Below are 16,897 nucleotides of genomic sequence, written 5' to 3' on the forward strand. Positions count from 1 at the left end.
GCTTGGCGATGGGTCGACAGTGAACCCGGGGACCAGGTGTGACTGGGTATTCAGTTCGCATAAAATGTGATCCAGATCACATTTAAACGTTTGCTTACCCTCTAGGACGGGTATCGTACTAGGTGCATCAAACGCTGCGGTCTATTGTTAAGTGGGACTGAAATGTGCCTTTCCGGCACAACGCCAACTCTATAGAGTGGGCTGACTGGACATCTTCAGGGGTCGTCGGGCACGGGCGCATGCGCCTCGGCAGGAAGCCGGGATTCTCGGACTGCCGTACAACGTGCCGGATATCGGGTGCCGAATCCATATTTGGCTGATTGGTTAATAGTTTAAGAAGAACGTAGCGCTATGGCCTTGGTTGACGGTTTTCTTGAGCTGGAACGCTCAAGTGGAAAATTGGAGTGGAGCGCCATCCTGCAGAAGATGGCGAGCGACCTTGGATTCTCGAAGATCCTGTTCGGCCTGTTGCCTAAGGACAGCCAGGACTACGAGAACGCCTTCATCGTCGGCAACTACCCGGCCGCCTAGCGCGAGCATTACGACCGGGCTGGCTACGCGCGGGTCGACCCGACGGTCAGTCACTGTACCCAGAGCGTACTGCCGATTTTCTGGGAACCGTCCATCTACCAGACGCGAAAGCAGCACGAGTTCTTCGAGGAAGCCTCGGCCGCCGGCCTGGTGTATGGGCTGACCATGCCGCTGCATGGTGCTCGCGGCGAACTCGGCGCGCTGAGCCTCAGCGTGGAAGCGGAAAACCGGGCCGAGGCCAACCGTTTCATGGAGTCGGTCCTGCCGACCCTGTGGATGCTCAAGGACTACGCACTGCAGAGCGGTGCCGGACTGGCCTTCGAACATCCGGTCAGCAAACCGGTGGTTCTGACCAGCCGGGAGAAGGAAGTGTTGCAGTGGTGCGCCATCGGCAAGACCAGTTGGGAGATATCGGTTATCTGCAACTGCTCGGAAGCCAATGTGAACTTCCATATGGGAAATATTCGGCGGAAGTTTGGTGTGACCTCCCGCCGCGTAGCGGCCATTATGGCCGTTAATTTGGGTCTTATTACTCTCTGATCTTGCCTCTCAGGTCGGCGAGCTGGCGATCGGTAATTTGCCCTTCTATATAGAAATGCAAAAGCAGATATATAGGGAAGGGCAGGTTCTCGCCATTCTCGAAACGACTGCCGCAGGATTGGCTTATCCCGAAGCGGCTCCAGAAAGTTTCCTGGCTTTCCCGTCGGGCGGTGCGGGTGGCCTTTGCCCGGAAGGCCATGTTTTGGGGCTGTGTTCTCTCGTGTGAAGCCATTGCTCTGATCTTTTCGGACGTTTCTTCGAGCCTAGCAAGGGTCCGGGTTCACCGAAATCTATCTCATTTGCTAGTTATAAAATTATGAAATTTGCATAAATTCTTCAGCTTCCTATTTGGAGGAAGTGAAGATGATCGTACAAATTGGTCGGCGCGAAGAGTTCGATAAAAAACTGCTGGGCGAGATGCACAAGTTGCGTGCTCAAGTGTTCAAGGAGCGCAAAGGCTGGGACGTTAGTGTCATCGACGAGATGGAAATCGATGGTTATGACGCACTCAGTCCTTATTACATGTTGATCCAGGAAGATACTCCTGAAGCCCAGGTTTTCGGTTGCTGGCGAATTCTCGATACCACCGGCCCCTACATGTTGAAGAACACCTTCCCGGAGCTTCTGCACGGCAAGGAAGCGCCTTGCTCGCCGCACATCTGGGAACTCAGCCGTTTCGCCATCAACTCTGGACAGAAAGGCTCGCTGGGCTTTTCCGACTGTACGCTGGAGGCGATGCGCGCGCTGGCCCGCTACAGCCTGCAGAACGACATCCAGACGCTGGTGACGGTAACCACCGTAGGTGTGGAGAAAATGATGATCCGTGCCGGCCTGGATGTATCGCGCTTCGGTCCGCACCTGAAGATCGGCATCGAGCGCGCCGTGGCCTTGCGCATCGAACTCAACGCCAAGACCCAGATCGCGCTTTACGGGGGAGTGCTGGTGGAACAGCGACTGGCGGTTTCATGACGGGGACCTGTCGGCTCACACCGGCGCGTTCTCTGTCGGAGAGGGAGCGCCTGGCGTCGATGCCGAATCCGCTGTAAGGCGAGTCCGACCCGCTCCGGACTCGCTATCAGGCATTCCCGGACCAAGGCGCCGGGCTGCCGAACAGGCGTCCCATGGCGCCACGCAAACCCATTTCCCGCAATACTTCGAGCTCCCCCAGGGTTTCCACCTGTTCCGCGATCAACGGCAGGTCGATGCTGTGGGTGGTGCGATAGACCGCTTCGATGAACAACCGCTTGTCGCTTTCCCGGTCGACGGCGTGCAGGTAACAGCCGTCCAGCTTGAGATAGGCCAGTCCCAGATGGGTAAGGTTGCCGATCAGGCTGAAGCGTCCGCCGAAATGTTGCAGGCCGAGACCGCAGCCCAGTTCGCGCAGGACCTGGCTGAGGCGCTCCAGTTCGGCCGCGGCCGGCAGGTGCCGTTCGTCCAGTTCCAGGGTCAGCAGGCGCGCCTCCTGCGGATGCGCCTTGAGCAGGGTCAGTAGCGGAGCGAACGCCTGCGCATTGCGGACGCTGGCAGCCGACAGGCTAAGCGCCAGCGGCCGTGGATGGCGCCGCAGGTGCTCCAGGCTCTGTTCGAGCATCGCCAGGTCCAGGCGCGCGGCCCAGCCGAAACGTTCTATCCAGGGCAGGAAACGCCCGGCGGCGATGGCCGTGGCCTGCGGATCGAGCAGGCGCGCGAGGACCTTGTGGTGGAGGACCCGCTGGGTGTCCAGGCAGTCCACCACCGGCTGGAAATAGAGCAGCAGGCGGCGCTCCGCCAGGGCCTGGTCGATCCAGTCGTGCCAGTCCTGGCTGTCGTTGAGCGCCGCGAGCGCGGTGCCGTCCTGGCTCGCCCAGGGTTGCGCGGGCTGGCTTTCGGCCTGGGCGAGGGCCTGGTCGGCACGGGCCAGGATATCCGCGGGTGAGTCGCCCTCGGCGAACGCGCTGATGCCGAGATAGGCGACCGGCGTAAGATCGCTGGCACCGGTGCGGGCAAGATTCTCCAGGCCTTCGCAGAGTTCCTCGGCCAGGCGTTCGGCCTGCTCGCGGGAGCAGCCGGGAGCCAGCACGGCGAACTCGCCGCCGCGGCTGCGGGCCAGCAGCCAGTCGGCGCGCCCTTGCTGGCCGCAGGAATCGACCAGCAAGCGGGCGACCGCCTGGATCAGCTCATCCGCGCGCTGCCCGCCGAGACGCTGGTTGAGCCCGTTCAGGTCGTTCAGGCGCAGCAGCAGGAGCTGCCCGGCATGCTCGTGCTCGCCGGCACCCAACTGTTCGTTGAGGCGGGCGTCGAACAGGCGTCGGTTGGGCAGGCCGGTGAGACTGTCCTGGTAGGCCTGGGCGCGTAGCTTGTCGCTACGCGCGGCCTCCTCGGCGAACAGCGTGCGAAGTTTCTCCACCATCTGGTTCATCGCCTGCACCACGCGGCGCAGTTCCGGCGTGCGCGGCAGCCTGGGCAGGCTGAGGAATTCCCGCCGGCTGATGGCATGGGCCTGGCGCACCATCTGGTCGAGCGGACGCAGTTGGCGGCGCAGCAGCCAGCCGCCAAGCAGCAGGCTCACCGCGCCGCAGGCCAGCAACCAGTAGAGGCTGCCCAGGGCGCTATCCCACAGGCGCGCCAGGGCGAATTGCGGGTGGCTGACCACCTCGACCCGTGCCGCCTGTTCCCAGCCGCGCATGATCAGCGCGTCGCCACCCTGCGGCTGGAGATCCACCAGGCGTTCGAACCAGCCGGGTACCGTACGCTCGGCATGCGCCTGCACACGCTCGACCAGCGGCTTGCCGCTCTTGATGTCGATCACCCGGATGCTGGCGAAGTAGCCGCTGTCGAAGATCGAGCTGACCATCAGTTGCACCATCGCCGGGTCGTCCACGTGCGGCGTCAGGGACAGGCCGAGGGCGGTAGCGGCGTCCTGGGCGTGGGAGCGCAACTGGCCGCGCAACTGCTCGCGGGAGTTCTCCACGCTGCTGACGAAGCTGCCGCTGAAGGCGACGACGAGGAACAGGCAGATGGCGAGGAACAATTGCTTGAGCAGTGACATTCAATCCTCCTTGGGTGCGTCGAGGTCGAGGCCTTCGGCGCGCATCTTGGTCAGCAGGTCCTGCCAGCGCGACAGCTTCTTGCTGTCGCCGGTCCGGCGTCCGCCGTCGGGACCGGGCAGCCAGAGGCCTTCGGCATTGAAGGCGTACACCGGCAACAGGTCGTCGCGTTGCGAAGCGGGGCGGATCTCGCCGATCAGGTTGTCCAGCACCAGCGGGTCGGCGCCCGGGCTGGCGTACCAGGTCAGCACCATGTGCGCCTGGTTCAGGCGCAGGGCCTTGACGTAGGTGATGCGCAGCTTGTCGCTGGCGACGCCGAGGCGGCGCAGGGTCACGTACTTGGCGATGGCGTAGTCCTCGCAGTCGGCGGCGCCCTTGACCAGCGCCTCGACCGGAGTCGCCCAATAGTCTTCCTGTTGCCAGATCTCGATGTCGTCGGTGAAGCGCAGCGACCGGTTGAAGAAGTCGTTGACCGCGCGCAGCTTGGCCGCTTCGTCGAGCGTGCCGCCCTGTTCGAGCAGGTGGCCCCAGTCGCCCAGGCGCGACTTCGCCGCGCCCAGCTCGCCGTAGCGCTGCTCGGCCCGGCTCAGTATCGACTCCAGGTCCCACTGCGCCAGCGCCGCGCCGACTGCCAGCAGCAATGTCGCCGCCAGCGACAGCAGCCAGGGGGCGTAGGCCCTGGGGCAGGGCCGGCAGGCGCCGGGGGGTGGGGACATCGAGCGGGCTCCGGAAGGACTCAGCGAAGTCTACGAGAGCGCCGGGCGGCCTGCCAGCGCGGGGTGTCCGGCGAAACTGACAGGATTGTCATTCAGGGGTCAGGGTGGGGTCCCGCTGCGCTGCTTATAAAAGAAGAACGAAGTCGGCAGCGCGAGGCCGGCCACTGGGAAAGGTGGACAGATGCAGGCGTTGCGCAGTGTTGGGGGGCGGGTCCTGGTGGGTGTGCTGGCGGCGGGCCTGGTCGCCTTCGGCGGTTGGGCATGGCTCGGCGGCGACGCCGGGGCGAAGGCGGCGCCAGCGCCGGCCAGGGTCCCGGTGAACGTGGCGCGGGTGGAGCGGCGCGACGTCGAGCAACAGGTCAGCGGCATCGGCACGGTGACTTCGTTGCACAACGTGGTGATCCGCACCCAGATCGACGGCCAGTTGACCCGCCTGCTGGTGAGCGAAGGGCAGATGGTCGAGGCGGGCGAGTTGCTGGCGACCATCGATGACCGCGCCGTCGTCGCCGCGCTGGAGCAGGCGCAGGCCTCCAGGGCGAGCAACCAGGCCCAGCTGAAATCCGCCGAGCAGGACCTGCAACGCTACCGCAGCCTGTATGCCGAGCGTGCGGTGTCACGCCAACTGCTGGACCAGCAGCAGGCGACGGTCGACCAGTTGCGCGCGACCCTGAAGGCCAACGATGCCACCATCAACGCCGAGCGGGTGCGCCTGTCCTACACCCGGATCACCTCGCCGGTATCCGGCAAGGTCGGTATCCGCAATGTCGATGTCGGTAACCTGGTGCGGGTCGGCGACAGTCTCGGCCTGTTCAGCGTGACCCAGATCGCACCGATCTCCGTGGTCTTCTCTCTGCAACAGGAACAGTTGCCCCGGTTGCAGGCGTTGCTCGGCAGCGAGGCGGCGGTGCGCGCCTACAGCCGCGACGGCGGGAGCGCGCTGGGGGAGGGCCGGTTGCTGACCATCGACAACCAGATCGACAGCTCCACCGGCACCATCCGCGTGCGCGCCTCCTTCGATAACCGCCAGGCCCGACTCTGGCCCGGGCAGTTCGTCGCGGTGAGCCTGCACACCGGGGTCCGACGTGACCAGTTGGTGCTGTCGAGCAAGGCGGTGCGCCGGGGCCTGGAGGGCAATTTCGTCTACCGGGTCGCCGCCGACCGGGTCGAGGCGGTACCGGTGCGGGTACTCCAGGACATCGACGGCCTCAGTGTGGTGGAAGGCCTGGCCAGCGGTGACCAGGTGGTGGTGGACGGCCACTCGCGGCTGATGCCCGGCGCCCTGGTCGATATCCAGGAGCCGCGCCCGAGCCTGGCTCAGGCGGCGGAGCGGCAGCCGTGACGCCGCGCGCCGGGATTTCCGGCTGGTGCGTACGGCACCCGATCGCCACCGCGCTGCTGACCCTGGCCTCGCTGCTGCTGGGGCTGCTGGCGTTCCTCCGGCTCGGCGTGGCGCCGTTGCCGGAGGCGGACTTCCCGACCATCCAGATCAACGCCTTGCTGCCCGGTGGTAGCCCGGAGACCATGGCTTCGTCGGTGGCCACCCCATTGGAAGTGCAGTTCAGCGCGATTCCCGGGATCACCGAGATGACCTCCAGCAGCGCCCTGGGCACCACCACCCTGACCTTGCAGTTCAGCCTCGACAAGAGCATCGATGTCGCTGCCCAGGAGGTCCAGGCGGCGATCAACGCCGCGGCCGGGCGGCTGCCGGTGGACATGCCGAACCTGCCGACCTGGCGCAAGGTCAACCCGGCAGACAGCCCGATCATGATCCTGCGGGTCAACTCGGAGATGATGCCGCTGATCGAGCTCAGCGATTACGCCGAGACCATCCTCGCCCGCCAGCTCAGCCAGGTGAACGGCGTGGGACAGATCTTTGTGGTCGGCCAGCAGCGCCCGGCGATCCGCATCCAGGCCCAGCCGGAGAAGCTCGCCGCCTACCAACTGACCCTGGCCGACCTGCGCCAGTCGTTGCAGTCGGCCAGCGTCAACCTGGCCAAGGGCGCACTCTACGGCGAGGGGCGGGTGTCGACCCTCGCGGCCAACGACCAGTTGTTCAACGCCAGCGACTATGACGACCTGGTGGTCGCTTACCGCCAGGGTGCGCCGGTGTTCCTCAAGGATGTGGCGCGGATCGTCTCGGCTCCGGAGGACGACTATGTGCAGGCCTGGCCGAACGGGGTGCCCGGGGTAGCGCTGGTGATCCTCCGCCAGCCTGGGGCGAATATCGTCGATACCGCCGACGCGATCCAGGCCGCATTGCCGCGCCTGCGCGAGATGCTCCCGGCGACCATCGAGGTAGACGTGCTCAACGATCGCACCCGGACCATCCGCTCGTCGCTGCACGAGGTCGAACTGACGCTGTTGCTGACCATTGGCCTGGTGGTGCTGGTGATGGGCCTGTTCCTCCGCCAGCTGTCGGCGACCCTGATCGTCGCCACGGTGCTGGCGGTGTCCCTGAGCGCCAGCTTCGCGGCGATGTACGTGCTCGGCTTCACCCTCAACAACCTGACCCTGGTGGCGCTGATCATCGCCGTCGGCTTCATCGTCGACGACGCCATCGTGGTCGTGGAGAACATCCACCGGCACCTGGAGGCGGGCGCCTCGAAGGTCGAGGCGGCGCTCAAGGGCGCGGCGGAGATCGGCTTTACCGTGATTTCCATCAGCTTCTCGCTGATCGCCGCGTTCATTCCCCTGCTGTTCATGGGCGGTATCGTCGGCCGGCTGTTCCGCGAATTCGCGGTCAGCGTGACGGTGGCGATCCTGATCTCGGTGGTCGCTTCGCTGACCCTGGCGCCGATGCTGGCTTCGCGCTTCATGCCGGCATTGCGGCATGCCGAAGCGCCGAGAAAGGGCTTCGCCGAATGGCTGACCGGCGGCTACGAACGTGGCCTGCGCTGGGCGCTCGGGCACCAGCGGCTGATGCTGGTCGGCTTCGCCTTCACCGTGCTGGTGGCGGTGGCCGGCTACGTCGGGATTCCCAAGGGTTTCTTCCCTTTGCAGGACACCGCCTTCGTCTTCGGCACGAGCCAGGCTGCCGAAGATATCTCCTACGACGATATGGTCGCCAAGCACCGGCAACTGGCCGAGATCATCGCCAGCGACCCGGCGGTGCAGAGCTACAACCATGCGGTGGGCGTCACCGGTGGTAGCCAGAGCCTGGCCAACGGGCGCTTCTGGATCGTCCTCAAGGACCGTGGCGAGCGCGATGTGTCGGTCGGTGAGTTCATCGACCGGCTGCGCCCGCAGTTGGCCAAGGTGCCGGGAATCATGCTCTACCTGCGCGCGGCGCAGGACATCAACCTCAGTTCCGGACCCTCGCGGACCCAGTACCAGTACGCCCTGCGCAGCAGCGACAGCACCCAGCTGGCGCTCTGGGCGCAACGCCTCACCGAGCGCCTGAAGCAGGTGCCGGGGCTGATGGATGTGTCCAACGACCTGCAGGTCGGCGCCAGCGTCACCGCGCTGGACATCGACCGGGTGGCCGCGGCGCGTTTCGGCCTCAGCGCCGAGGATGTCAGCCAGACCCTCTACGACGCTTTCGGCCAGCGCCAGGTCGGCGAGTACCAGACCGAGGTCAACCAGTACAAGGTGGTCCTCGAACTCGATGCGCGCCAGCGCGGCCGCGCGGAAAGCCTGGACTGGTTCTACCTGCGCTCGCCGCTGAGCGGCGAGATGGTCCCGCTGTCGGCCATCGCCAAGGTCGCGGCGCCACGCTCCGGACCGCTGCAGATCAACCACAACGGCATGTTCCCGGCGGTCAACCTGTCATTCAACCTGGCTGCCGGGGTGTCTCTCGGCGAGGCGGTGCAGGCGGTGCAACGCGCCCAGGAGGAGATCGGCATGCCCTCGACCATGATCGGCGTGTTCCAGGGCGCGGCGCAGGCCTTCCAGAGCTCGCTGGCCTCGCAACCGTTGCTGATCCTCGCCGCGCTGATCGCGGTGTACATCATCCTCGGGGTGCTCTACGAGAGTTTCGTGCATCCGCTGACGATCCTTTCGACCCTGCCCTCGGCGGGGATCGGCGCGGTGTTCCTGCTCTGGGCCTGGGGCCAGGACTTCTCGATCATGGCGCTGATCGGCATCGTGCTGCTGATCGGCATCGTCAAGAAGAACGGCATCCTCATGGTCGACTTCGCCATCGTCGCCCAGCGCGAGCAGGGCATGAGCGCGGAGCAGGCGATCTACCAGGCCTGCCTGACCCGTTTCCGGCCGATCATGATGACCACCCTGGCCGCGCTGCTGGGCGCGATACCCCTGATGATCGGCTTCGGCACCGGTTCCGAGCTGCGCCAGCCTCTGGGCATCGCGGTGGTCGGCGGGCTGCTGGTGAGCCAGGTGCTGACCCTGTTCAGCACGCCGGTGGTGTACCTGGCCCTGGAGCGGCTGTTCCACCGGCGCGGGGCGACGACCTCGGCCGGCGGAACCGCTGGGGCGACGGCAACATGAGGCGTAACGGACGCGGCTTTCCTGGACGGCGGCGCGTGGCTAGGATGCAGGCAGGCATGTGTCCCGCCCGGGATGCGAAGGCGAACAGAGGGGTCGGGTGATAGATGCGGGTACTGATTGTCGAGGACGAGGCGAAGACGGCGGACTACCTGAACCGTGGCCTCAGCGAACAGGGGTTCACCGTGGACCTGGCGGACAACGGCATCGACGGTCGCCACCTGGCGCTCCATGGCGAGTACGACGTGATCGTGCTCGACGTGATGCTGCCGGGCGTCGACGGCTACGGCGTGCTGCGGGCGTTGCGCGAGCGGCGGCAGACCCCGGTGATCATGCTCACCGCGCGCGAACGCGTGGAAGACCGGGTGCGCGGGCTGCGCGAGGGCGCCGATGACTACCTGATCAAGCCGTTCTCCTTCCTCGAACTGGTCGCCCGCCTGCAGGCCCTGACCCGGCGCGGCGGCAACCATGAAAGCCATTCGCAGATGCGCATCGCCGACCTGTCCATCGACCTGCTCAGCCGCAAGGTCTTCCGTGGCAACACCCGTCTGGAGCTGACTGCCAAGGAGTACGCGCTGCTCTGCGTGCTGGCTCAGCGCAGCGGCGAGATCCTGTCGAAGACGGCGATCGCCGAGCTGGTCTGGGACATCAACTTCGATACCGACACCAATGTCGTGGAGGTGGCGATCAAGCGCCTGCGCGCCAAGCTCGACGGTCCCTTCGAGAACAAGCTGCTGCATACCATCCGGGGCATGGGCTACGTCCTGGAGAACCGTGCGCTGGCGGAGTCGGGCTGAGGTGGGCATGTCCTTGTCGACCCGCCTGGCGGGAATGTTCGCCGGCGCCGCGGTGGTGATCTTCGCCCTCATCGGCACCATGCTCTATTGCATCCTCGACCGCCAGACCGAGCGCCTGCAGCAGGGCGAGGTGGACGTGCGCTTCAACATGGTCTCGCGGATGCTCGACCATCCCGACCTGGCCGAACGCTGGCCGCACCTGCAGGGCAAGCTGGACAACCTGAGCCAGGAGTACGAGCTGATCCGATTCTGGATCGACAGCGACGACCCGCGCTATCACTACGGACGCTTCAGCGAACCGGTGCAGCGGCTGATCGCCGATGGCGCCGGCCGCTACGAATTGGAGTTGCCGGAGCACCGGTACGCGCTGACTGCGCGGGTCGGCGTGTTGCCGGCGCGCGAGGGGCGGCCGCGGCTGACCTACGTCACCGCCATCGATAGCGCGGCGTTCCACGAGGCGCGGACCTCCACCGTGAAATGGCTGCTCGGCCTGTCCGCCCTCGGTGTGCTGCTGGCCTCGTTGCTTGGCCACTGGATCGCCCGCCTGGGCCTGTGGCCGGTGCATCGGCTGTCCGAGGAGGCCCGGCGGATCAGCCCGCGGCAGTTGTCGCAGCGCTTGCAGCTCTCACCGCTGCCGGCCGAGCTGCGCGAGCTGGTGGGAGCGTTCAACGGTGCCCTGGACCGCCTGGAGCAGGCCTACGTGCGCCTGGAGTCGTTCAACGCCGACGTCGCCCACGAGCTGCGCACGCCATTGACCAACCTGATCGGCCAGACCCAGGTGGCGTTGTCCCGCGAACGCAGCGGCGAACATTACGAAGAGGTCCTGCAATCCAACCTGGAGGAACTGGAGCGGCTGCGGGCGATCGTCAACGACATGCTGTTCCTCGCCCGCGCCGACCAGGGACGCCTGGCCTGCGAGCGCGAGGAAACCTCGCTGGCCGGCGAGATCGCCACCACGGTGGATTTCCTCGAGGTGATCTTCGACGAGGCCGGGGTCGGTATCGAGGTGCGCGGCGAGGCCCGCGCGCTGGTCGAGCGCGCCCTGTTCCAGCGGGCGGTGACCAACCTGCTGTACAACGCCGCCCAGCACACCGCCGCCGGCGGCACGCTGCGGGTCGGCGTCGAGCGGCGTGGCGACGAGGTGCGGGTGGCGGTGAGCAACCCCGGCGTGCCGATCGCCGACGAGCACCGCAGGCACCTGTTCGAGCGCTTCTATCGGGTCGACGCGGCGCGCAGCAACAGCGAGGCCAACCATGGCCTCGGCCTGTCCATCGTCAAGGCGGTGGCGAGCATGCACGGCGGTTCGGTGTTCGTCGACAGCGCGGACGGCTGGAACACCTTCGGCTTCACCGTGCTGAGTCCCGAGCGGCGCGGGCCCGGCGACCGCTTGCCGGTAGGCGAGGGCGATCCGGCGCTGTCCTGAGCGAGCCCTCAGGCGTCGTGCGGCGGGCGGGTCTTCTGGCGGAGGATATAGATGCTGACCAGTACCGCGCTGGTCAGCATGAAGCCCTGGGCCCAGGGGCGTCGGACCAGGTAGCAGGAAAGGGCGATGCTGGCCCACATCAGGCCGATGGCGTAGACCTTGCCTTTGAGCGGGATGCCTTCGCCGTCGAGATAGTCGCGGACCCACGGGCCGAGCCGTGGATGGCCGACCAGCCAGTGGTAGAAGCGCGGCGAGCTGCGCATGAAGCAGGCCGCTGCGAGGAGCAGGAAAGGCGTGGTCGGCAGCACCGGCAGGAAGATGCCGATCACGCCCAGGGCTACGCTTAGGAAACCCACGGCCTGGAGGCTATAGCGCACCCAGGCGCGAGCGCTCGGGCGAATTTCCCGCTGCGCCACCGCGGCGCTCCTTAGTGCGTGCGCGGCTTGAGCAGGGCGGGCTTTTCTTCCGGCGCCTGGCAGAGCAGGAACAGGTTGGTCAGCAGGTCGGGAATCTGCGCGACCATGTCGTCCACCAGGTGGCGGTCGCGGGCGATCTCGTCGAACTCGGGCTGCTCGTCGAACAGGCCGGAGCCGACCATGATCGGCAGCAGCAGCTCGCTGACTTCCTCCTCGGCCTGCTCGAACCAGACTTCCTCGCGAAGGAACACGCCTTCCATGAAGCCGATGCACCAGCCGCGCAGGTCGGAGTCGTCCGGTTCGTCGCCGAGATCGAGGTCGCAGGGCAGCTCGAGGTCTTCGTCGCTGGCCAGCACGCGGGTGATGTGCGCCTTCAGCTGCTCGAGGGAAGTCTCGATCTCCTGGCGCTCCTCATCGCTGCGGTAGTGCGGCGGTTCGGCGAACAGGGCGTCGATCCACTCCCGCTCCGGCACCTGCTCCGGGCAGATGGAGAGGGCGGTCAGGTAGCCGTGGGTCGCCACGTAGTCCAGCGCTTCTTCGTGCAGGTCATCGGCATCGAGGAAGGCTTGCAGACGGGACAGTTTTTCGGCGAAGGACATCAGGGTACTACCTCGGGAGGGATGCGGCTCTGGATTGTAGTCCAGACGGGACCTGCGGGCAAAGCGAGCGTGCCTGCTGCGGCGCCCTGGCGAGCGTTTCGCGGACGCTCTCGGCGAAGTTGGCCCGGACCTTGCTCCATCCCTTGCGCAAGCCACGACGCAATCCCTTCGCAAATGGAGAATTCCCATGGCCGTCGCCCCTGGTGTGTTGTTGCCGCCGACGCCTGATGTAAAGCCCAAGGCCGCTGCGCCGAAGAGTCAGCAGAAAACGCCTGAGCCCAGTAACGACAAGACTTCCAGCTTCTCCGACATGTATGCCAAGGAGACCGCGAAGAAGCCTGCCGAGCGCGCCGACGGTCCCGCGAAGGGTTCGCGGGACAAGCCGCGGGACGCCGGCAAGGACGCCGCCGAAGCGCAGCCGGAGGATGCCGCCAGGCAGCCGGCCGTTGCCGAAGACGGCAAGCCTTTGCCGGCCGACGGCCAGGCCAAGGCCGATGGCGAAGATAAAGTCGAAACGCCGGTCGATCCGCTGCAACTGCTCGGCCTCGGCGGTGCCGTACCGTTGCTCGACGAGAATACCCAGGCGACTTTGCTGCCGCCGGCCGTGCCGACGGCCAGCAGTGCCCCGGCCAGCCTTACCGAGGCCAGCAGCGACCCGACCCTGGTCAAGCTCAATGGCGTGCCGGCGGTGAGCATGGCCCTGGAGCAGGGCGCCCAGGACGCCGCGCAGGCGGCGAAAGGCGGGTCGGCGAAGAGCGCCGATCCCCGCCAGGCGGACCTCGGCGATGCCCTTGCCAGCCTGACCTCGGATTCCTTGACCAAGGCCGTCGACGGCAAGGCGCTCGAGGCCCAGTTGCAGCAGACCGCCGAGCCGGCCGTCGCCAGCGCCGCCTCCGAGAGTCTGCTGGAGAGCAAGGCGGAACCCCGCGGCGAACCTTTCGCGGCCAAGCTCAACGGGCTGACCCAGGCCATGGCGCAGCAGGCCCTGACCAACCGTCCGGTGAACGGCACGGTGCCCGGCCAGCCGGTGGCGATGCAGCAGAACGGCTGGAGCGAGGCAGTGGTGGACCGGGTGATGTGGATGTCCAGCCAGAACCTGAAGTCGGCGGAGATCCAGCTCGACCCCGCCGAACTGGGACGCCTGGACGTGCGCATCCATATGACCGCCGACCAGACCCAGGTGACCTTCGCCAGTCCCAACGCCGGCGTTCGCGACGCCCTGGAAAGCCAGATGCACCGGCTGCGCGACATGTTCAGCCAGCAGGGCATGAACCAGCTCGACGTGAACGTCTCCGACCAGTCGCTGGCGCGGGGCTGGCAGGGCCAGCAGCAGGGCGAGGGCGGATCGGCGCGCGGACGCGGCTTTGCCGGCGAGGCCTCGGGCGATGAGGAAACCCTCGCCGGAGTCAGCGAGATCCGCAGCCGGCCGGGTTCGGCGGCGGCGCGCGGTCTGGTCGACTACTACGCCTGAGGCGAACGACTGCATTTCCCCTTTGGGCCTCCTGCGGGAGGCCTTTCTTTTTCCGGAGCGGGCAATTTCGCAAAAGACGGGGATGATTTCCTGTGGCCAGGCTGTAATATCCGCGCCGTCTATCATCTCGGACAGCCCTCCGGGGGCTGGCCTCAGGGGGCGGGGCGGCGTTGCAGAAATGGCACAACCCTTGCTCTTCCCCTGTGAAACCCTTCATTTGACGCTATAGCGACGGATTTTTGGCATGGCTAAGAAAGAGGCGACACCCGCCGACGCGGGGGCTCCGAGCGGCGGCAAGAGCAAGCTGAAGCTGATCCTGCTGATCGTGGTCGGCCTGCTGCTGGCGATCGGCCTGTCGGTGGGCGGCACCTGGTTCTTCCTCAGCAAGTCGCTGAAGGCCGAGAAGACCGAGGAAGTCGCCAGCGAGGCGGCGAAGCCGGGCAAGCAGCCGGCGCTCTACGAGATTCTGGCGCCGGCCTTTGTCGTCAACTTCAACCAGAACGGCCGGCAGCGCTACATGCAGGTCGGCGTCGCGTTGATGGGGCGCGACAAGGCGCAGATGGATGCATTGCGCGAGCACATGCCGCTGGTTCGCAATAAACTGGTGATGCTGTTCTCGAGTCAGAGTTTCGACTCGCTGGTGACGCCGGTGGGCAAGGAAATGCTTCGCCAGCAGGCGACCGCCGGATTGCAGGAACTGGCCAAGAAGGAAACCGGCCAACTGGCTATCGAACAAGTGTTGTTCACCAATTTCGTGCTGCAGTAGGTATCCCATGGCCGTGCAAGATCTGCTTTCCCAGGATGAAATCGACGCGCTGTTGCACGGCGTCGACGATGGCCTGGTGGAAACCGAAGTCGAGGCGACGCCGGGATCGGTCAAGTCCTACGACCTGACCAGCCAGGACCGCATCGTCCGGGGCCGCATGCCGACCCTGGAGATGATCAACGAGCGTTTCGCCCGCTACACCCGCATCAGCATGTTCAACCTGCTGCGTCGTTCGGCCGACGTCGCGGTCGGCGGCGTGCAGGTGATGAAGTTCGGCGAGTACGTGCACTCGCTGTACGTTCCCACCAGCCTCAACCTGGTGAAGATGAAGCCGCTGCGCGGCACCGCGCTGTTCATCCTCGACGCCAAGCTGGTGTTCAAGCTGGTGGACAACTTCTTCGGCGGCGACGGCCGCCACGCCAAGATCGAGGGCCGCGAGTTCACCCCGACCGAACTGCGGGTGGTGCGGATGGTGCTGGAGCAGGCCTTCGTCGATCTGAAGGAAGCCTGGCAGGCGGTGCTGGAGATGAACTTCGAGTACGTCAACTCGGAGGTCAACCCGGCCATGGCCAACATCGTCAGTCCCAGCGAGGTGGTGGTGGTCTCCACCTTCCACATCGAACTGGACGGCGGTGGCGGCGACCTGCACATCACCATGCCCTATTCGATGATCGAGCCGATCCGCGAGATGCTCGACGCCGGTTTCCAGTCCGACCACGACGACCAGGACGAGCGCTGGATCAAGGCCCTGCGCGAGGACGTGCTGGACGTCCAGGTACCGCTCGGCGCCACCGTGGTCCGCCGCCAGCTCAAGCTGCGCGACATCCTGCACATGCAGCCGGGCGACGTGATCCCGGTGGAGATGCCGGAACACATGGTGATGCGCGCCAACGGCGTGCCCGCCTTCAAGGTCAAGCTGGGCGCCCACAAGGGCAACCTGGCGCTACAGATTCTCGAAGCGGTCGAGCGCTCGCGCTGACCGCTTCCCCCGGAGGAAAGACGAACCATGGCAGACGAAGAAAAAGTGACCACCGAGGAACAGGCACTGGCCGACGAGTGGGCGGCGGCGCTGGCCGAGGCGGGCGACGCCAGCCAGGACGACATCGATGCGCTGATGGCCCAGGGCGGCGCGACTCCCGTGGCGGAGCCGAGCACCCCGCGGGCGCCGATGGAAGAGTTCGGCGCTTCGCCGAAGGCGCCGACCATTTCCGGCCTGGAGGGGCCCAACCTGGATGTGATCCTGGACATCCCGGTGACCATTTCCATGGAGGTCGGGCATACCGACATCAGCATCCGCAACCTGCTGCAGCTCAACCAGGGGTCGGTGATCGAACTCGATCGCCTGGCCGGCGAGCCGCTGGACGTACTGGTCAACGGCACCCTGATCGCCCACGGCGAGGTGGTGGTGGTGAACGAGAAGTTCGGCATCCGCCTGACCGACGTGATCAGTCCCAGCGAACGCATCAAGAAGCTGCGCTGACATGCGTCGCTACCTGTTCGCCGGCTTCCTGCCGGCACTCGCCTCGCTGAGCGCGCCGCTGTGCGCCGCGGAGGGGACGACGGGTGCCGCCGCGCCGACGGTGGGCGCCGCTTCCGGCGCCGCCGCGCAACTGGCCCAACTGGTGCTCGGCCTGGGCCTGGTGATCGGCCTGATCTTCCTGCTCGCCTGGCTGGTGCGCCGGGTGCAACAGGCCGGTCCGCGCGGCAACCGCTTGATCCGCACCCTCGCCAGCCAGCCGCTGGGTCCGCGCGACCGGCTGGTGCTTGTGCAGGTCGGCGAGGAGCAGATCCTGCTCGGCTTGACGCCCGGCCGGATCACGCCGTTGCACGTGCTCAAGGAGCCGGTACACCTGCCGGACGGCGAGCCGGCCACGCCGGAATTCGCCCAGCGCCTGCTGGAGCTGCTGAACAAGGACCCCAAGGGCAAGCCATGACTCCGCGCATTTCCCTGGCCGGCGCGCTCGCCGCGCTCTGCCTCCTGCTGCTGGCGCCGTGGCCGGCGCTGGCCGCCGACCCGACATCGATCTCGGCGATCACCGTGACCACCAACGGCCAGGGCCAGCAGGAGTATTCGGTCAGCCTGCAGATCCTGCTGATCATGACCGCGCTGAGCTTCATCCCGGCGTTCGTCATGTTGATGACCAGCTTCACCCGGATCATCATCGTCTT

General features: G+C 66.2%; 15 protein-coding genes and 2 pseudogenes. 12 read left to right on the top strand and 5 right to left on the bottom strand.

The genetic code is table 11. From position 1 onward, the window contains the following. The first annotated feature begins 351 nt into the window (after positions 1-351). Positions 352-1,071 (top strand): annotated as a pseudogene (gene lasR, locus HMPREF2886_RS30540) (transcriptional regulator LasR). Here lasR and rsaL read toward each other — a convergent pair. Continuing rightward, complete coding sequence (gene rsaL, locus HMPREF2886_RS35135; protein WP_003083010.1) at positions 1,061-1,303, bottom strand: quorum-sensing transcriptional regulator RsaL; 243 nt, start codon at positions 1,301-1,303, stop codon at positions 1,061-1,063. The pseudogene lasR and the gene rsaL overlap by 11 nt on opposite strands. 131 nt (positions 1,304-1,434) lie before the next feature. Here rsaL and lasI point away from each other — a divergent pair, with 131 nt between their 5' ends. Beyond that, positions 1,435-2,040 carry an acyl-homoserine-lactone synthase LasI gene (lasI, locus tag HMPREF2886_RS30550; protein WP_003083017.1) on the top strand — a complete coding sequence of 202 codons (606 nt, stop codon included), beginning with the start codon at positions 1,435-1,437 and terminating at the stop codon, positions 2,038-2,040. A gap of 106 nt (positions 2,041-2,146) precedes the next feature. Here the strand turns inward: lasI and lapD are convergent, their stop codons facing one another. Beyond that, positions 2,147-4,099, bottom strand: coding sequence for a cyclic di-GMP receptor LapD (gene lapD, locus HMPREF2886_RS30555; protein ID WP_033976234.1), 1,953 nt, complete (start codon positions 4,097-4,099; stop codon positions 2,147-2,149). Next, positions 4,100-4,813 (bottom strand): cysteine protease LapG, encoded by a 714-nt coding sequence (gene lapG / locus HMPREF2886_RS30560; RefSeq protein WP_033976235.1) that lies wholly within the window; start codon positions 4,811-4,813, stop codon positions 4,100-4,102. A 181-nt stretch (positions 4,814-4,994) separates the two neighbouring features. On the opposite strand from lapG, the gene mexM reads away from it, so the two are divergent. From mexM to HMPREF2886_RS30580, 4 genes are all read left to right on the top strand, one after another. Continuing rightward, on the top strand, positions 4,995-6,152 hold the full coding sequence (gene mexM / locus HMPREF2886_RS30565; protein ID WP_033976236.1) for a multidrug efflux RND transporter periplasmic adaptor subunit MexM: 1,158 nt from the start codon (positions 4,995-4,997) through the stop codon (positions 6,150-6,152). Further along, entirely contained in the window at positions 6,149-9,259 is a 3,111-nt protein-coding gene (gene mexN, locus HMPREF2886_RS30570) for a multidrug efflux RND transporter permease subunit MexN (RefSeq protein WP_033972786.1), read from the top strand. The genes mexM and mexN overlap by 4 nt, the downstream gene beginning before the upstream one ends. Positions 9,260-9,363: 104 nt before the next feature. Continuing rightward, on the top strand, positions 9,364-10,053 hold the full coding sequence (locus HMPREF2886_RS30575; RefSeq protein ID WP_003083028.1) for a heavy metal response regulator transcription factor: 690 nt from the start codon (positions 9,364-9,366) through the stop codon (positions 10,051-10,053). Further along, the gene (locus HMPREF2886_RS30580; RefSeq protein WP_083318642.1) at positions 10,031-11,476 is read left to right on the top strand and encodes a sensor histidine kinase; all 1,446 of its coding nucleotides are present in this window, start codon (positions 10,031-10,033) and stop codon (positions 11,474-11,476) included. Before HMPREF2886_RS30575 ends, HMPREF2886_RS30580 begins: the two co-directional genes overlap by 23 nt. 8 nt (positions 11,477-11,484) lie before the next feature. Here HMPREF2886_RS30580 and HMPREF2886_RS30585 read toward each other — a convergent pair whose 3' ends face one another. Together HMPREF2886_RS30585 and HMPREF2886_RS30590 are read right to left on the bottom strand one after the other, a co-directional pair. Next, positions 11,485-11,892 carry a YbaN family protein gene (locus HMPREF2886_RS30585; protein ID WP_033972783.1) on the bottom strand — a complete coding sequence of 136 codons (408 nt, stop codon included), beginning with the start codon at positions 11,890-11,892 and terminating at the stop codon, positions 11,485-11,487. 11 nt (positions 11,893-11,903) lie between these two features. Continuing rightward, positions 11,904-12,491, bottom strand: a complete 588-nt coding sequence (locus HMPREF2886_RS30590) for a UPF0149 family protein (protein ID WP_003083037.1) — start codon at positions 12,489-12,491, stop codon at positions 11,904-11,906. 187 nt (positions 12,492-12,678) lie between these two features. Here HMPREF2886_RS30590 and HMPREF2886_RS30595 point away from each other — a divergent pair, with 187 nt between their 5' ends. The 6 genes and pseudogenes from HMPREF2886_RS30595 to HMPREF2886_RS30620 all read left to right on the top strand — a co-directional run. Then, complete coding sequence (locus HMPREF2886_RS30595) at positions 12,679-13,962, top strand: flagellar hook-length control protein FliK (RefSeq protein ID WP_070749003.1); 1,284 nt, start codon at positions 12,679-12,681, stop codon at positions 13,960-13,962. Between the two features lie 244 nt (positions 13,963-14,206). Next, positions 14,207-14,728, top strand: coding sequence for a flagellar basal body-associated protein FliL (gene fliL / locus HMPREF2886_RS30600; RefSeq protein ID WP_003083042.1), 522 nt, complete (start codon positions 14,207-14,209; stop codon positions 14,726-14,728). Between the two features lie 7 nt (positions 14,729-14,735). Beyond that, positions 14,736-15,707: a flagellar motor switch protein FliM gene (gene fliM, locus HMPREF2886_RS30605; protein WP_003083045.1), complete on the top strand. Its 972-nt coding sequence runs from the start codon at positions 14,736-14,738 to the stop codon at positions 15,705-15,707. A 27-nt stretch (positions 15,708-15,734) separates the two neighbouring features. Continuing rightward, positions 15,735-16,208, top strand: a complete 474-nt coding sequence (gene fliN, locus HMPREF2886_RS30610) for a flagellar motor switch protein FliN (protein ID WP_003083049.1) — start codon at positions 15,735-15,737, stop codon at positions 16,206-16,208. Position 16,209: 1 nt separating this feature from the next. Further along, positions 16,210-16,662 carry a flagellar biosynthetic protein FliO gene (gene fliO / locus HMPREF2886_RS30615; RefSeq protein ID WP_003083051.1) on the top strand — a complete coding sequence of 151 codons (453 nt, stop codon included), beginning with the start codon at positions 16,210-16,212 and terminating at the stop codon, positions 16,660-16,662. Then, positions 16,659-16,897, top strand: a pseudogene (locus HMPREF2886_RS30620) (flagellar biosynthetic protein FliP); the annotation flags it as partial. The gene fliO and the pseudogene HMPREF2886_RS30620, both read left to right, overlap by 4 nt.

It is taken from the genome of Pseudomonas sp. HMSC066A08, from assembly GCF_001813025.1.
Classification (GTDB): Bacteria; Pseudomonadota; Gammaproteobacteria; order Pseudomonadales; family Pseudomonadaceae; genus Pseudomonas; species Pseudomonas aeruginosa.

Excerpts from the sequence above, each read along its gene's own strand:
- rsaL (WP_003083010.1), bottom strand. The coding sequence starts at position 1,303 with ATGGCTTCACACGAGAGAACACAGCCCCAAAACATGGCCTTCCGGGCA.
- lasI (WP_003083017.1), top strand. The coding sequence starts at position 1,435 with ATGATCGTACAAATTGGTCGGCGCGAAGAGTTCGATAAAAAACTGCTG.
- lapD (WP_033976234.1), bottom strand. The coding sequence starts at position 4,099 with ATGTCACTGCTCAAGCAATTGTTCCTCGCCATCTGCCTGTTCCTCGTC.
- lapG (WP_033976235.1), bottom strand. The coding sequence starts at position 4,813 with ATGTCCCCACCCCCCGGCGCCTGCCGGCCCTGCCCCAGGGCCTACGCC.
- mexM (WP_033976236.1), top strand. The coding sequence starts at position 4,995 with ATGCAGGCGTTGCGCAGTGTTGGGGGGCGGGTCCTGGTGGGTGTGCTG.
- HMPREF2886_RS30575 (WP_003083028.1), top strand. The coding sequence starts at position 9,364 with ATGCGGGTACTGATTGTCGAGGACGAGGCGAAGACGGCGGACTACCTG.
- HMPREF2886_RS30590 (WP_003083037.1), bottom strand. The coding sequence starts at position 12,491 with ATGTCCTTCGCCGAAAAACTGTCCCGTCTGCAAGCCTTCCTCGATGCC.
- HMPREF2886_RS30595 (WP_070749003.1), top strand. The coding sequence starts at position 12,679 with ATGGCCGTCGCCCCTGGTGTGTTGTTGCCGCCGACGCCTGATGTAAAG.
- fliL (WP_003083042.1), top strand. The coding sequence starts at position 14,207 with ATGGCTAAGAAAGAGGCGACACCCGCCGACGCGGGGGCTCCGAGCGGC.
- fliM (WP_003083045.1), top strand. The coding sequence starts at position 14,736 with ATGGCCGTGCAAGATCTGCTTTCCCAGGATGAAATCGACGCGCTGTTG.
- fliN (WP_003083049.1), top strand. The coding sequence starts at position 15,735 with ATGGCAGACGAAGAAAAAGTGACCACCGAGGAACAGGCACTGGCCGAC.
- fliO (WP_003083051.1), top strand. The coding sequence starts at position 16,210 with ATGCGTCGCTACCTGTTCGCCGGCTTCCTGCCGGCACTCGCCTCGCTG.